Annotated in this window: 14 protein-coding genes; 3 read left to right on the top strand and 11 right to left on the bottom strand. The window is 70.1% G+C overall.

Annotated features, from left to right (window positions below; genetic code table 11):
* Window positions 1–7: 7 nt before the first annotated feature.
* From ACZ5UM_RS11450 to ACZ5UM_RS11440, 3 genes are all read right to left on the bottom strand, one after another.
* Complete coding sequence (locus ACZ5UM_RS11450; RefSeq protein WP_464844258.1) at window positions 8–253, bottom strand: hypothetical protein; 246 nt, start codon at window positions 251–253, stop codon at window positions 8–10.
* A 136-nt stretch (window positions 254–389) separates the two neighbouring features.
* The gene (locus tag ACZ5UM_RS11445) at window positions 390–584 is read right to left on the bottom strand and encodes a hypothetical protein (protein ID WP_464844257.1); all 195 of its coding nucleotides are present in this window, start codon (window positions 582–584) and stop codon (window positions 390–392) included.
* A gap of 169 nt (window positions 585–753) precedes the next feature.
* A complete protein-coding gene (locus tag ACZ5UM_RS11440) occupies window positions 754–2,685 on the bottom strand; it encodes an AAA family ATPase (protein WP_464844255.1) in 1,932 nt (643 codons plus the stop codon).
* Window positions 2,686–2,915: 230 nt separating this feature from the next.
* Here ACZ5UM_RS11440 and ACZ5UM_RS11435 point away from each other — a divergent pair, with 230 nt between their 5' ends.
* The 3 genes from ACZ5UM_RS11435 (at window position 2,916) to ACZ5UM_RS11425 (ending at window position 7,460) form a co-directional block, all read left to right on the top strand.
* A complete protein-coding gene (locus tag ACZ5UM_RS11435) occupies window positions 2,916–4,301 on the top strand; it encodes a pyridoxal phosphate-dependent decarboxylase family protein (RefSeq protein ID WP_464844253.1) in 1,386 nt (461 codons plus the stop codon).
* 5 nt (window positions 4,302–4,306) lie between these two features.
* Window positions 4,307–5,986, top strand: a complete 1,680-nt coding sequence (locus ACZ5UM_RS11430) for a xylulokinase (protein ID WP_464844252.1) — start codon at window positions 4,307–4,309, stop codon at window positions 5,984–5,986.
* A 169-nt stretch (window positions 5,987–6,155) separates the two neighbouring features.
* Window positions 6,156–7,460: an amidohydrolase gene (locus ACZ5UM_RS11425; protein WP_464844250.1), complete on the top strand. Its 1,305-nt coding sequence runs from the start codon at window positions 6,156–6,158 to the stop codon at window positions 7,458–7,460.
* Between the two features lie 80 nt (window positions 7,461–7,540).
* Here ACZ5UM_RS11425 and ACZ5UM_RS11420 read toward each other — a convergent pair whose 3' ends face one another.
* The 8 genes from ACZ5UM_RS11420 to ACZ5UM_RS11385 all read right to left on the bottom strand — a co-directional run bounded on the left by ACZ5UM_RS11420 (window position 7,541) and on the right by ACZ5UM_RS11385 (window position 15,053).
* Window positions 7,541–7,798, bottom strand: a complete 258-nt coding sequence (locus ACZ5UM_RS11420) for an RNA recognition motif domain-containing protein (RefSeq protein WP_464844249.1) — start codon at window positions 7,796–7,798, stop codon at window positions 7,541–7,543.
* A gap of 167 nt (window positions 7,799–7,965) precedes the next feature.
* Complete coding sequence (locus tag ACZ5UM_RS11415; RefSeq protein ID WP_464844248.1) at window positions 7,966–9,354, bottom strand: dipeptidase; 1,389 nt, start codon at window positions 9,352–9,354, stop codon at window positions 7,966–7,968.
* A gap of 125 nt (window positions 9,355–9,479) precedes the next feature.
* Entirely contained in the window at window positions 9,480–9,761 is a 282-nt protein-coding gene (locus ACZ5UM_RS11410; protein WP_464844247.1) for a co-chaperone GroES, read from the bottom strand.
* A gap of 14 nt (window positions 9,762–9,775) precedes the next feature.
* Window positions 9,776–10,024, bottom strand: coding sequence for a glutaredoxin family protein (locus ACZ5UM_RS11405; RefSeq protein WP_464844246.1), 249 nt, complete (start codon window positions 10,022–10,024; stop codon window positions 9,776–9,778).
* A 101-nt stretch (window positions 10,025–10,125) separates the two neighbouring features.
* A complete protein-coding gene (locus ACZ5UM_RS11400) occupies window positions 10,126–11,718 on the bottom strand; it encodes a putative glycoside hydrolase (protein ID WP_464844244.1) in 1,593 nt (530 codons plus the stop codon).
* Window positions 11,719–11,951: 233 nt separating this feature from the next.
* The gene (locus ACZ5UM_RS11395; RefSeq protein ID WP_464844243.1) at window positions 11,952–12,299 is read right to left on the bottom strand and encodes a cupin domain-containing protein; all 348 of its coding nucleotides are present in this window, start codon (window positions 12,297–12,299) and stop codon (window positions 11,952–11,954) included.
* An 804-nt stretch (window positions 12,300–13,103) separates the two neighbouring features.
* Complete coding sequence (locus ACZ5UM_RS11390) at window positions 13,104–14,012, bottom strand: helix-turn-helix domain-containing protein (protein ID WP_464844242.1); 909 nt, start codon at window positions 14,010–14,012, stop codon at window positions 13,104–13,106.
* Between the two features lie 780 nt (window positions 14,013–14,792).
* The gene (locus ACZ5UM_RS11385; protein ID WP_464844241.1) at window positions 14,793–15,053 is read right to left on the bottom strand and encodes a hypothetical protein; all 261 of its coding nucleotides are present in this window, start codon (window positions 15,051–15,053) and stop codon (window positions 14,793–14,795) included.
* Window positions 15,054–15,140 lie beyond the last annotated feature (87 nt).

Here is a 15,140-nt window from a genome sequence, read left to right as displayed (position 1 = left end):
GCTTCTCTCAGTCCGCCTTGCGGTACGCCCGCAGTGTGAACGCGACCTGCTCGTCAAACCCGGACGGGCTCCGGGAGAAGATCAGCGGCCGGACCTCGACCCGCCACCCAGCCAGCGGGCCAGGATCTGCCAGGGCGGCCCGCTGCGCTGCCGTCTCGGCGAAGAACACCGCCACCCCACCCGGCTGCCCGATGAAGTGGTCGTGATGGACCGCCAGGCCCCGGCCCTCGTCGGCCACATACGCGTTCAGCAACCGGTTCGCCTCCGCGGGCGAAACCCCCTCCGGGGCCAATGCGTACACCAGGAAACAGCGCGGATTTCGGATACTGTCCACGTCCTTCCCCTCCCCTGCCACCGATCATAACCTGAACTCAAACACTATTTCAATATTATCTCCGCCAGCCCAGGATCCGTGCCGGCAGCGTCACCACCGCCCACACCAGCCTCAGCACGCCGTCCACCGCGATGCCCACGAGGCGGAACGGCACCAGCAACAGCCAGATCAGCGGGTAGAGCAGCAAGGCGAGCAGAGCCACGGGCGGGGCGATCAGCAGGAGCAGGATCCACAGCAAAAACGTGAACATTTCCATCCCTCCACCGCGTTGGACGTCGGGCCGGCAGCAAACCCCGCGGATCCGCCGTTTCCTTGCCAGTCACGCCGACGAAAACGGCGGCCTCCTGCAGGCCGCCTCGCACCAACACACAATCAGAACAGAACGCAGAGCGCCCCGGGCACCCCCGGACCAGCTGCCGCTACAGCGGCGCCTCCTGCTCCAGCCCGGCAGCCGCAAAGTCCTCCGCCAGCAGCGTCTGCAGCTGCTCGTTGGTCAGCCGGCGCAGGTCGGCCCGGGACAGCCGCTCGGACATCCGGGTGCGGGCCTCCTGCATCAGATTCCGCACCGAGCGGGCGTTGGCGAAGAACGGCTCCTGCCGGGCCGCCTCCAGCCTGGCCCGGGCGGCTTCCCGCGCCCCTGGACCCAGCAGGTATCCCTGCTTGGCGGCCATCCTCTCCAGGATCTGCAGAAGCTCGTCCATGGTGTAATCAGGGAACCGGATGTGGTAGTGGATCCGGTTCTTCAGCCCGGGGTTGGCGTTCCAGAGCCGCTCCATCTCCGTTTCGTAGCCGGCCAGGATGACCACCAGGTCCTCCCGGGCGTCCTCCATCGCCTTCACCAGGGCCGTGACCGCCTGGTAGCCGAAGTCGTTGCTGCCGGGGCCGCGGGGGATGAGCTCATACGCCTCGTCGATGAACAGCACGCCGCCCCGCGCCGCTTCCACCACGTCCTGCGTCTTCCGGTCGGTCTGCCCCACGTACTCGCCGACCAGGGTGGACCGGCTCGCCTCCACGAAGTGGCCGGTGCGCAGCAGCCCGATCCCGTACAGCAGCTTGCCGATGATCCGGGCCACCTCGGTCTTGCCCGTGCCGGGGTTGCCCAGGAAGGACATGTGCAGCACCAGCGGGGACGTCTTGAGCCCGCGGCGGCGGCGCTCCTGGGTGAGCCGCACGTCCGCGACCAGCCGCCGGACCGACTGCTTCACCTCGGCCAGGCCGATGAGCTGGTTCAGCTCCCTCATCCCCTCCTGGTAGGCCCGCTTCCGGGTGATGTCCGGCGGCGCGGGCCGCCGGGGAGGTCCCTTCGCCCGCGCCTGCGCCCCCGGGCCTGCCGCCGCACCGGAACCGGCCGGCTGTCCCGCAGCGCCCTGCCCTGCCCCGGGACGGGGCTCCGCGCCCGGCGGGATGGCATGGGGGCGCGGGGCGGAAGCCCGTCCGGACCCCGCGGGTGCAGGCCGGCGCCGCCAGGGCACGACCGAGCTCAGGGCCGAGAGGATGACGACCATCACCGCGCCGGTGAAGGCCAGGAGCATCCAGTAGGCGGGGGTTGTGGGGCTGTAGGCCCAGATGGCCGACCAGGTGCCGATGTTCGCAGCCCGGGCCACGCCGCCGGTGTGCGCGGACCAGAGCGGGCTGGTGACCGTCATCAGCAGGCCGCCCGCCGCCAGACCCAGCGACGCCCGCTGGCCGAGGTCCTGCAGCCCGCCCCCCGCGGCGAGGTGGTTCAGGACGGACCCCTGCACGTAGAGTAGGGCCAGGGCCAGCAGGACGGCAACAGGCACCGGCCAGGCCGTGTCGCCCTGCATCGCCTCCCACCAGGTGCGCGGCGAAGCCGCCGCAAGCGTGGCTGCGTGCGGCACCAGCAGGTGGCGGGCCGCCAGGGCGAAGAGCACGCCGACCGCGTCCCGGAACCGCCGTATGGCGAAGGGGATCCACGCCTGACCCTGAAGCGGCTGCTCCCGCAGACGGGCGCAGTCCCGCGTCAGGCTGAGAACGGCCCCCGCCGCGGGCCCAAGGGCAAAGGCGCAGAGCCAGCCGGGGGTGGTGAGGGCGCGGACCAGCCGCTCCCCTACGCCCAGCCGGGGCCCGAACAGGCCAGGGAAAAGCAGACCGCCGAGAACCCCCACCGCGACCAGGCTCAGGAGGGTGCCGGGGTGGCTGTGCCGCAGCGCGACCGCCCAGAGAGCGGCGAACAGCACCAGGTGGAAGACCGGGCTGGACGAGTCGAGCAGGGCCGAGAACGTCGGCGTCAGGCCGTCCAGGGCCAGCATCGCGAGGGCCGCCGCATAGGCGAGCAGAATCACCCAGGGCAGGCCTCGGCCGATGTTCTGTTCGATCGTGCTCCACTTCATCCGTCTGGCCTCCCGTGGTGGCACCGCAGAACGCTTTCATATCTGAATCATTATCATTTGGGTATCGACGCCAGGAATCCTCCCCACCCGCGGTCGGCCTGATCCACGGCGCCCGTATCGGGGCCAGCCGGAACCCCGGATCCCACGTCACCAGGGTTCCTGCCCTTCTTGCAGGATAATCGCGATATTCGCGGAATTCCAACGCAATCGCCTGCAAGGAGGGATGACGCATGGATCTGCTGGCCTCCCTGAGGGCTCAGATCAAGCCCTACCGGGACCGCTTTCCGTCTCACACCCGCCTGCCCCGGACCGGTCGTCCCCGGGAAGACATCCTCGCCGAGATCGCGGCCGTCCACGAGGCCGAGTCCCCAATCTGGCGGGAGGGCTATGCCTCCGGCGCCGTCTACCACGGCGGTGCCGAGCACATCGAGTTCCTCAACCGGGTCTACGCCCTCCACTCCCAGTCCAACCCGCTGCACCCCGACCTCTGGCCCAGCGCGGCGAAGTTCGAGGCCGAGATCGTCGCCATGACCGCCCGCATGCTGGGCGCCGACGCCGCGGGCGGGACCGTCTGCGGCACCGTCACCTCAGGCGGCACCGAGTCGCTGCTGCTGGCCATGAAGACCTACCGGGACTGGGCCCGCGCGACGAAGGGCATCACCGCCCCGGAGGCGGTGGTGCCCGTCAGCGCGCACGCCGCCTTCGACAAGGCCGCGCAGTACTTCGGCATCAAGCTCATCCGCACCCCGCTGGACGAGGGCTTCCGGGCCGACGTCCGGGCCGTGCGGGAGGCGATCACCTCAAACACCGTGGTCCTCGTGGGGTCCGCCCCGGGATACCCGCACGGCGTCCTCGACCCGATTCCCGAGATCGCCGCGCTGGCCGCCGAGCACGGCATCGGCTGCCACGTGGACGCCTGTCTGGGGGGCTTCGTCCTGCCGTGGGCCGAGCGGCTGGGCTACCCCGTGCCCCCCTTCGACTTCCGCCTGAACGGCGTCACCTCCATCTCGGCCGACACCCACAAGTACGGCTACGGCGCCAAGGGGACCTCCGTCATCCTCTACCGGAGCCGCGAGCTGCTCCATTACCAGTACTTCACCGCCGCCGACTGGCCCGGGGGCCTCTACTTCTCCCCCACCATCGCCGGCAGCCGTCCCGGGGCGCTCAGCGCCGCGGCGTGGGCGGCCATGCTCTCGATGGGCGAGGAGGGGTATCTCGACGCCACCCGCCGGATCCTGGAGGCGGCCGGCCGGCTGAAGGAGGGCATCCGCCGGATCCCCGGGCTGAAGATCCTGGGCGACCCCCTCTGGGTGATCGCCGTCGCCGCCGACGACCTCAACATCTACCAGGTGATGGAGGAGATGGCCGGGCGGGGATGGCGGCTGAACGGGCTGCACCGGCCGCCGGCCTTTCACATCGCCGTCACGCTCCGGCACACGGCGCCCGGGGTCGTGGACCGGTTCCTGGCCGACCTGCAGGCAGCGGCAGAGCACGTACGCGCCAACCCCTCCCGGCAGACCGGCATGGCCCCCATCTACGGCATGGCCGCCTCCGCCCCGCCGGAGCTGGTCCGGCAGGTGCTCACCGGCTTCATCGACCTGCTCTACGAGGTGTGAGCGCCATGGCCCAGCAGTACGTCCTGGCGCTGGATCTGGGCACCTCCGCCCTGAAGGCCGCCCTCGTCTCCTTCGGCGGCGCCGTGGCGGCCCTGGAGGCGGTGCCGGTGAAGCTTACGGTGCTGCCGGGCGGCGGGGCGGAGCAGGATCCCGAGGAGTGGTGGGCCGCCGTCGTCACCGCCACCCGCCGGCTCCTGGCCCGGGGCATCGCCGCCCCGGACCAGGTGGCCGCGGTCTGCTGCACGGCGCAGTGGTCCGCCACCGTGGCCGTGGGCCGCGACGGCCGCCCCCTGATGCCGGCCATCAGCTGGATGGACACCCGCGGCGCGCCGGACGTGGCCCGGCTCACCGGCGGGCCCGTCTCCGTCGCCGGGTACGGCGTGGACAAGCTCTGGCTCTGGATCCGCCGGACCGGCGGGATCCCCGGCAAGGCCGGCAAGGACTCCATCGCCCACATCCTCTGGATCCGCCGGGCCCGCCCCGAGGTGTACGAGGCCGCGCACAAGTTCCTGGAGCCGAAGGACTACCTGAACCTGCGCCTCACCGGCGAGTTCGCCTCCACCTACGAGGCCATCACGCTCCACTGGGTCACCGACAACCGGGATCCCTTCCACGTCCGCTACGACCCGGACCTGCTGGCCGCCGCCGGCCTGGACCGCTCCCAGCTTCCGGATTTGCTCCCCGCGACGGCGGTCCTGGGCCGGCTCCGGCCCGCCGCGGCGGAGGCGCTGGGACTGCGGCCGGAGACCCACGTGGTCGCGGGCACGCCGGACATCCACGCCGCCGCCATCGGCTCGGGCGGCACCCGCGACCTGGACCCCCACCTGTATGTCGGCACCTCCTCCTGGATCTCCGCCCACGTGCCCTACATGAGGACCGACCTGCTGCACAACATGGCGTCCATTCCGGCGGCGATCCCGGGCCGGTACCTGGTCGCCAATGAGCAGGAGACGGCCGGGGCCTGCCTGCTGCAGCTCCGGGATCTCCTCATGGAGCCGGGCGCGCGTGCGGGCGCACAACCCGCCTCCTCCGGCAGCGCAGTCCCGCTGCCCGACGAACGGACCGGAGGCCGGGCGGCGCTGGCGGACGGGCGGGCAGCCGAAGACATCCCCCGTCTCCTGGCCCTGGCCGCCGAGGTCCCGCCCGGCAGCGACGGGCTCATCTTCACGCCGTGGCTCGTGGGCGAGCGGACCCCCGTGGAAGACCCCTGGGTGCGGGCCGGCTTCCACAACCTGACGCTGGGCGCCACCCGGGGCCACCTGGTGCGCGCGGTGCTGGAGGGCGTCGCCCTCAACGCCCGCTGGCTGGCCGAGGCGGTGGACGGCTTCGTCGGGCGGCGTCTGGATCCCGTCCGGCTCATCGGCGGCGGTGCCCGCTCGGAGCTCTGGTGCCAGATCTACGCCGATGTCCTGGGCCGGGTCGTCTACCAGGTGGAACGGCCCCTGGAGGCGAACGTGCGCGGCGCCGGCCTGCTCGCCCTGGTGGGGCTGGGCGAGCTCAGCTTTGACGAGGTGCCGGACCTGGTGGCCATCGCCCGGACCTTCGAACCCGCCCCGGCCAACCGGCGGGTCTACGACGAGCTGTTCGGCGCCTTCAAGGAACTGTACCGCCGGAACCGGGGGCTCTACGCCCGGCTGAACCGGCGGTTCCATGCCCTGCTGAACGGGCGGACCGTCCGGCCGTGAGGCCGCGGCGCCCTTCCCTGGTTCCATGGGACTACCGCCGCCCACGTTCGGCCCAGCGCCGAAATGACGAGGCGCGCACATGGGCAAACCTACTTTTGAGCCACAGGCCGCACGGCCTTCTGCAGCGAATGATGATTGGTAACCCCCAATCTGACGGGAGGTCTGTACCATGCGCCAGAAGATCCTGTCGCTCGTCTCCGAAGTCATGCCCACCGTGATCGCCACCCGCAGGGACCTCCACATGTACCCGGAGCTCGGCCACATGGAGTTCCGCACCGCCAGCCGGGTCGCCCGGCGGCTGAAGGATCTCGGCTTCGACGTGAAGGTCGGCCGGGAGGTCATGGACCCGGACGCGCTGCTGGGCCTCCCGGGGCCCGAAGAACTGGAAGCCGCCTACCGGCGGGCGGAGTCCGAGGGCGCCGACCCCGAGTTCCTGCCCCTGATGCGCGGCGGCCTCACGGGCGTCGTCGGGGAGTGGCGCACCGGGCGCCCCGGCCCCACCCTGGCCATGCGGTTTGACATGGACTGCATCCCCGTGAGCGAGAGCGCCGATCCCGATCACATCCCGTTCATCGAGGGCTTCGCGTCCCGCCACCCGGGCGAGATGCACGCCTGCGGCCACGACGGCCACACGGCCATCGGCCTGGGCGTCGCCGAGATCATCGCGCGGGTCGCTGACCAGCTCTGCGGCACGATCCGGCTCATCTTCCAGCCGGCCGAGGAAGGCTGCCGCGGCGCCAACCCCATGGTGGAGGCGGGCGTCGTCGACGACGTCGATTACCTGCTGGCCGCGCACCTGGGCGGCGGCATCCCGTCGGGCCACCTCTACACCCGGATCGACGGGCTGCTGGCCTCCTCCAAACTGGACGTGACCTTCACGGGAGCGCCGGCCCACGCCGGGGCCCAGCCCCACAAGGGCCGCAACGCGGTGCTCGCCATGGCCCAGGCGATCCAGGGGCTCTATGCCATCTCCCGCCATGGGGAGGGCGTCTCCCGCATCAACGTCGGCGTCGTGCGGGGCGGAACGGGCCGTAACGTCATTCCCGCCGAGGCGTACATGGCGCTGGAGGTGCGCGGCGCCACCGACGACATCCTGCGGTACATGGAAGACCGGGCACGGAAGGTGCTGGAGGGCGCCGCCATCGCCCAGGAGGTCGAGCTCTCCATCTCGGTGCAGGGCCGCGGACTCAGCTCCAACAACAGCCCGGAGCTGGCGGCGCTGATCGCCGAGGAGGCGGCCCACGTGCCCGGCCTCACCGTCCACAACCAGGGGCACGTCATGGGCGGGAGCGACGACTTCACCCTCCTCGCCGCCCGGGCGGCGCAGCGCGGCGCCCACACGCTCTACATGGTCCAGGGCACCGACCACAAGGACGGCCACCACACGCCCCGCTTCGACATCAACGAGGCGGATCTGCAGCACAGCGTGTCCGTCTTCGCTCTGGCCGCGGCGCGCATCTGCGGCGTGCGGTAGCGGCCGCGGGGGGCAAAAAAGAACAACCGCCTGGCGCACCTGCCAGGCGGTTGTGCGTTTCTGCAGTTGTTGCTGCGAACCTACCGGCGGCCGGGACGCGGCTGGGCCTCGTTGACCGTCAGCGTGCGGCCGGCCCACTCGGCGCCGTCGAGGGCGTCGATCACAGCCTGCGCCTGCTCCGCGGGCACTTCCACGAAGCCGAAGCCCCGGCTGCGGCCCGTCTCCCGATCGGTCGCCACCCGCGCGGCCTTCACCTCCGCGTACTGGGACACTGCGGCCTCCAGGTCCTCCGGAGTCACCGCCCAGGGGAGGTTGCCGAAGTAGAGTGTCTTGATCATCTTTCTCCCTCCCTCACTTCAGGAGTTGTCGATGGCCTGATGTGGAGAGGGAACACGATCCCGGAGCAAACCTCGGACGCGCACCGCTCACCAACCGGACCAACCACTATATAGGTTACTCGCTTTGGCGACAGAACTCAACTCTCCTGAGGTGACAAAGTCGTGTCTTATGCTCCCGTATCTTCGCAAAGGTCGCTCAGCTCACGCAGGAGCATCACATACGCCTGCTGGCCCCGCACAAACGAGTCCAGCCGGAAGAACTCGTCCGGCGCGTGGGCCCGTTCGTCGGCCTGGCCGGTGCCCAGCGTGATGGTCTCCACGCCCAGGATCCGCTTCACCATCCCCATCACCGGCACCGTGCCGAACCCCCGCGTCACCCGCGGCGCCTTGCCCGTCAGGGCCGTCACCACCCGGACCAGAGCCCTCTGCGCCGGGTGGTCGGGCGGGATCAGGTACGGGTCGGCCTCTCCGGGCAGATGGTCCACCGTGACCTCGGCGTAGGCGGGCGCGTGCTGCCGGATGTGGGCCAGCAGCTTCTCCCGGATCTCCGCCGGCCGCTGGTCGGGCACCAGGCGGCAGGTGATCTTGGCGTGGGCCTCGCAGGGGATGACGGTCTTCACCCCCTCCCCGGTGAAGCCGCCCCAGATGCCGTTCACCTCCAGCGTCGGCCGGGCCGAGGCCCGCTCAAAGGGCGTGTACTCCGGCTCGCCGAAGAAGCCCCGTACCCCGGTCGCGGCCCGGAACTCGGCCAGGGGGGCCGCCGCGGCGGCGATCTCGGCCCGCTCGTCGTCGGCCGGCGGCCGGACCGAGTCGTAGAACCCCGCCACGGTGATGCGCCCCTCTCCGTCGCGCATGGAGTCCAGCAGCCGCACCAGCGCGTGGATGGGGTTGGGCGCCAGCCCGCCGTTGCCCGAGTGGAGGTCCCGGTCGGCGGTGCGCACGTTGATCTGCATCGCCACCAGCCCCCTGGGCCCCAGCCAGACCTCGGGGCGCTCAGGCGTCCCGCAGCCGCCGTCGGCGCTGACCATGACGTCGCAGGCCAGGAGCTCCCGGTGCGCCTCCAGCAACGGGCCCAGGTGGGGGCTGCCGATCTCCTCCTCGCCCTCCAGCAGGAACTTGACGTTGACCGGAAGCTGCCCCTCCGTCCGCAGCAGGGCCTCGCAGGCGATAACCGGCAGGAGCAGATTGCCCTTCATGTCCGTCGCGCCCCGGGCGTAGACCCGTCCGTCCACGACCGCGGGCTCGAAGGGCGGGTGGGTCCACAGGTGCAGAGGGTCGACGGGCTGAACGTCGAAATGCCCGTAGATCAACACCGTTGGCTTCCCCGGCGCCCGGCACCACTGCCCGTACACCGCCGGGTGCCCGCCGGTCTCCAGCAGCTGCACCTCTTCGATGCCGGCCCGGCGCAGCCGGTCCGCGACCCAGCCGGCCGCCTGCCGGACCGCTCCCGCGGCTCCGGGATCGGTGGAGATGCTGGGAATCCGCAGAAGCTCCAGGAACTCATCCAGGAACCGGGACTGGTGCGCCTCCATATAGCCCTTCCAGTCGGCCGCCATGGCCCATCCCTCCGTGCTCGCATTCGCTGTCTCTGTTTCGGGCGGGAAGGGGACGAGTCCTGCTGGAAGTGCCGGAAAAGTCAACAAAAAAGGCCGGGGCCTCGACGCCGCCGGCCTGAAGGTCATCATTCACGCACGATGGCCAGGATCTCATTCCGGGAGAGCAGCAGATGGCGCTTCCCGTCCAGATCGATCTCATCGCCGGAGAACTTGGCGTAGAGCACCCGGTCGCCTTCCTTGATCTTCTCCCGCAGGTCCTCGTCCGTGCCCACCGCGACCACCACACCGGTGCGGGGCTTCTCCTTCGCCGTGTCCGGCAGGTACAGGCCGGACGAGGTCCTGCTGGGCCCCTCCTCTTCCTCGTCCACTGCGATGAGTACCCGGTCGTCCAGCGGTTCGATGCGCATCTTGCTCTCCTCCCTTAGCGAATTCCCAGGAGACGGTCGATCTCCGCCCGGTTGAAGCCGACCACCGGACGGCTCCCGATCAGCGTCACCGGCACCCCCGTCTGGCCCGTCATCCGCACCAGCTCCCGGGCCGAGCGCTCGTCGCGGGAGACGTCGATCTCCCGGAAGCGGAAGCCGTTCTCCGTCAGGTACTGCTTGACCCGGCGGCACCAGGGGCAGCTCGGGGTGGTGAACACGACGATGCGGGGCTGCGTCGCACCCATAAGACACGCCTCCTCGGAACTTAATACATATACCCCGTAGGGTATCCGCAATGTTAGTCGGAGGCGCGGGACGGAAGATACGGGTCCGTCCCGTTTCCCCGTCAGGGCGCGGTGCGCAGGATCACCCGCCGGTTGTCGTTGTCCCACTCCACCCGGGCGCCCAGGCCCTCGCTGACGAACCGGAGCGGCACCAGCGTCCGTCCCTGCCAGAGCACGGCCGGCTGGGTGAGCGGCACGGTGCGGCCGTCCACCAGCGCCTCGGCCTTGCCGGGCGTGACGGCAATGGTGCGCCCGCCCAGGGAAATCCGGGCCGTGCCGGACGCACTGTCCCAGTCCACGGCGCCGCCCAGCGCCGCCGCGATGTCCCTGAGCGGCACCAGCGTCTGGCCGGTGCTGCGGGCGATAAAGGGTGTCACGTCCGTGAAGGTCAGGGTGCGGCCGTTGAGGAGCACCGTCACCGCCGGACCGACCTCCGAGGGCGGCAGGCTGCGGGGCGGCGCCGTGTCGCCGCTCAGGAGGGCCGCCTCGGTGTAGCGGTTGGCGGCGTTCCAGAGCATCCAGCTGGTGTAGCCGGCGTCGTAGGTCGCCCGGATCTGGGCGCGGACCTCATCGGGCCCGTACGGATGGCCCATCGAGAAGTCCTGGATCCAAGGCCGCACCGCGGTCCGAGTGTCCAGGCCGGCGGCCAGGATGCGGTCCCGGGCATCGACCAGCGAGCGGTAGACCGTCTCGTACGGCATGGCGTTCGGGTTGGGCAGGCCCAGGTTGCCCCGCTCGTAATGGCTGGGATAGAGCATCGGCGAGACGTAGTCCACGGCCCCGGCGATCTCCTCCAGCCGCTGGCCGATCCCCATGTCGTCCGACACCGAGGTCACCAGCCCGAAGACATCGGCGCTCACCAGAACCCCGTAGGGCGCGAGCTGGTCCCGGGCATGGGCCAGGAAGTCTGCCACCACCTGCTCGTAGGCGCGGCCGTCGGCGCCGGGGTAGCGGGTGGCGCGCAGGTCGCCGTCGGTGGGGAAGCGCACGTAGTCGAACTGAATCTCATCGAAGCCGGCTTCCGCCGCGGCCCGGGCGATGCGGATCACGTAGTCCCACGCCTCCCGGTTGTAGGGGTTGAGCCAGGCGACGCCGTTCCAGTCCCGCCAGATGCCGCCAGAGGCGTGCTGGACGGCCCACCCGGGCCGGGCCGGCGCGACGATGGGGTCTTTGAAGGCGACGATGCGGGCGATGGCGTAGATGCCCCGCCGGTGCAGCTCCGCCGTGAAGGCCTGCGGGTCCGCGATGAAGGGCCGCACCGCCCCGGCCGCCGTGGACGTCGGCTCGTCGGTAGTGATGGTCACCCGGCCGGAGTCGTCCTTCACGTCGACCACGACCGCGTTGAGTTCGGTGCGGTCGATGAGGTCCAGGATGCCCTGGAGAAAGTCCGGGTTCGCCGCGTTCCAGGCGGTGAGGTAGACCCCCTTCACCTCGGACGCCGCCGGAATGAGCGGCGCAGGCGGGGCAGCCGCAGCCGGGCCCGACGGGACGACCGGCGCCCGGACGGATGAGTCGGCCGCAGCCGAGCTGGATGGGGCGGATGAGGCTGCTGCGGTCGGGCCGGCCGCACGGGCCGGGGATGACCCGACGGACAGCGCGAGCAGGCAGCACACGAGAACGGTGGTCACGCGGCGCGGGAGACTGGTGCATCTCATGCTGCGGAAGCCCCCTCCCGGGAAGTTGTGCCGCCGCACGCCCGGACGGAACGCCTCCGTGTGCGGCCTTCCAACCTTCAACAACTGGGGTGGCAAACCCTCTTGCTGCGGGCGCAAGTCAGCCTGTGTCGAGGCAATTCGGTGCCTCTGGCGGGCGACCGGGCCCCCCGACAACGGATGGAGTCGAGCCCGGCCCCCTCTGGGCCGGGCTCGTGCGCTTTCGGCGAAGTGGATCACCCCACGGGCTGGGCGTATCGCCGATCGGACGGATTCGGGCTGAGGCTGGCCAGGAGCACCAGCGCCTCGGTGCCGGTGTTCCGCACGGAGAACTCCTCTTCTCCCTGCACCAGGAGGATGTCCCCCGCCGAAACCGATGTCTCGCTGTCATCCACGACGACCGTCCCGGATCCCCGCGCGACATGAACCACCAGCGTCGACCCGGGATGCTTGTGCCTGGGCAGCCCCTGCCCCGGCGCAAAGGTCAGGACGAACACCAGCACCTGCGGGTGGCTGAAACAGATCCGTTTTGTGAAGTTCGCCTCCGAGATTACCGAGACTGCAGTCAGATTGGTCATCTCCATGGCTCATCCCCCCGGGCATAGCATCCCCCGCGGCAGGGCGTCATGACACCTCGTGTCCGGGGTCCTACCCTGTGCCGGCACTATTCCGTCTGTTCGCCGTGACTGTGGGTATCCGGGGCGCCACCGGGCGTACGCACTTGCGCGCCTGTGGGCCGACCTTGCGCCGGCGCTATCCGGTCTGTTCGCGGTGACTGTGGGTACCCGGGTGCGCCACCGGGCGTACGCAATTACGCGCCCGTGGGCCGACCCTGCGCCGGCGCTATTCGGTCTGTTCGCCGTGACTGTGGGTACCCGGGCGCGCCACCGGGCGTTCGCACTTACGCGCCTACGGGCCGACCCTGTGCCGGCGCTATCCGGTCTGTTCGCCGTGACTGTGGGTACCCGGGCGCGCCCGGAGGTGTGCGCTCTTGGCGTCTATGAGCCAGCCAGCGACCTGCGACCCAGGGCTTGGAGTCCGAGCCGCGGCAGGAACGCGGGAAGGAATCCCCCGCACCTGAACCGCGATGCGAGAGGGAGGCCAGTGGCCATGGAGCAGGCTAACGGCGTCAGGAAACGGGTCAGTCTGCGCGACCGTGTGAGGCGGCAACCCCCGCGAGGCCACAGCCCCGGTGAGGCCCAAGTCGAGGTGAAGCGGCAGTCCTAGCGAGACGACAGCCCCTGCGAGGCGGCAGCCCCCAGCCAGGCAACAGCCCCGGTGAGACGGCAGTCAAGTCGTACAGAGGGGACAGCACAGGCATTGCGGCAACCCCGGGGAGGCGACAGCCCCGCTGAAGCGGCAGCCCCGGCGAGAGCTACTCCGTCACCTCAGCACGCGGACCGGCGCAGCCACGCGCGGCCGTCCGCCAGTGCAAGGCTTTGCCCGTCCGGATACTGTACAATACGCACGATATGGCGGAACCAGGCCAGGTAGTGATGCAGGTACCGCGTGGCCACACCGCGAAACTGGCGAAGCCACCATGTAGGCAGGTTGGGGGACCGGGTGGGGTAGACGCGACGGGCCTCCCCGCCGTTCTGGTTTCCTCCCGACGACGCCGGCGCGGCCGATTTGGCCTGCAGTGCGATAGCGGCAACCCCGTCGTGGTGGGTGTATCCCAGCAACTCACAGGCCTGCCGGTACTCGTTGCCGCCGAAAGCAAACACGCGGGAACCGGGCTTGACCAGCCGGGACAGGCCCTGGCCCACCATGTCGGGCGTGCGTCTCCCCTGCCCCAGGATCTCCAGCTCATACCCGCCGTCCGTTTCCGCGACCATCACGTTGAGCGGCCTGCCGTCGATGAAGAGCCGGAACCGGTTTCGGCCGCCGCCGGCACAGGACCGGGAGCCCCCGTCCGCGAGACCCCTGCGGAGGAGGTTCCAGTACCCCCAACTGCCGGGCCCGTTGCAGATGCGGCTCCCTTTTTCCGAGTACTTGACCAGGAAAACGTCCACGCTGACATCGCCCTCCAGCTGCGCGCGAGGCTGGGCGGCCAGCACCGCAAGCGCCCGGTGGCGCCAGCGGAAAGCCGTGGACAGGCTGATGCCGAGGCGAGACGCCACCTGCCGCAGGGACAGGTTTTCGGCGAGCAGCTCCACCATCGCGAACCAGTTCTCCTGCTTGCGGATCCGGTAGAACGGCGTGCCCGTGTTGGAACTGAAGGTGCGCCTGCAGGTCCTGCACAGGTAGCGCTGCACCCGCCGGCCGGAGGCCATGCGAAAGCCGCCGTGCAGGGCCACCTGCCGTCCGCCACACCTCGGACAGCTCCGCCGCGTCTCGATGACAGGCCGGACGGGCTGTGCCTGTCCGGCGCCGGGATCAGTGTCCCCTGGCGCGCAGTCACGGCAGTCCGCTCCCTGCACGGATTGCACCTCCGGCCCAGGATTGGCCTGCTCCGTAGAGAGGTCGGGGAGGGCCGGAGTATGACCGGCCTGCGACGGGCACACGGACGCCGCGAGCATTCTGGAAGCACCTCTCATGGCTGGTTTCTGTTTCCATTATATGCGAACGCTGGTTCGCTGTCCAGTGTGGCAAGGTCACCCTCAGGGGTGATCTGCTTCCACTTACGGCGCCGCCCCGTGCCCCCAAGCAGCTGAAGTACTGCCCCGGAGCTGACGGAAACCACAACAGTCAGCACGAACAGAACGGATAGGCCCAGCACCTGGGGGTCCACCCAGCCGGGCGGCACAAGCCCCACCCCCGGGTGCCGGCGAACCCCAACAGTCAGCACGAACAGAACGGATAGGCCCGGCACCTAGGGGGTCCACCCGGCCGGGCGGCACAAGCCCCACCCCCGGGTGCCGGCGAACCCCAACAGTCAGCACGAACAGAACGGATAGGCCCGGCACCTAGGGGGTCCACCCGGCTGGGCGGCACAAGCCCCACCCCGGGTGCAGGCGAACCCCAACAGTCAGCACGAACAGAACGGATAGGCCCGGCACCTGGGGGTGCACCCAGCCGGGCAGCCCAGTAAGAAAAGAAGCACCGATTCAGGTCGGTGCTCCCCATCATTCAACTTCTTACTTGAACATGGCCTGGCAGGCGAGCCGGTGACCCTTCTCCAGACGATCGCCCAGCTGCTGCTGCTCAAACGGCGTCGGCTCCGTCAGGAGGAAAGCCGTGTCCTTCGGCCACTGCACCAGGCACTGCTCGGTCGTGTGCGACTTGCCGTCGCAGTCACAGGTGACCGGAACCCCCTGCTCCACCAGGGCATCGATCAGCCGCATGCCAGACCGTGTGTGAACCAGGTACTCGTCGTCCTTGTACTTGATACGCCGCATTCACCGTCCCTCCCCTGACAGCATCATATCATCTGTTGAAATGCAACAGCAAGAGAGACCGGCCGGCGCCGGTCCCCCCTTCCTTCG

The sequence above is a fragment of the Symbiobacterium ostreiconchae genome, assembly GCF_055396975.1.
The sequence above is the reverse complement of the archived record's forward strand: the minus strand, read 5'-3'. Positions and strand labels throughout refer to the sequence as shown.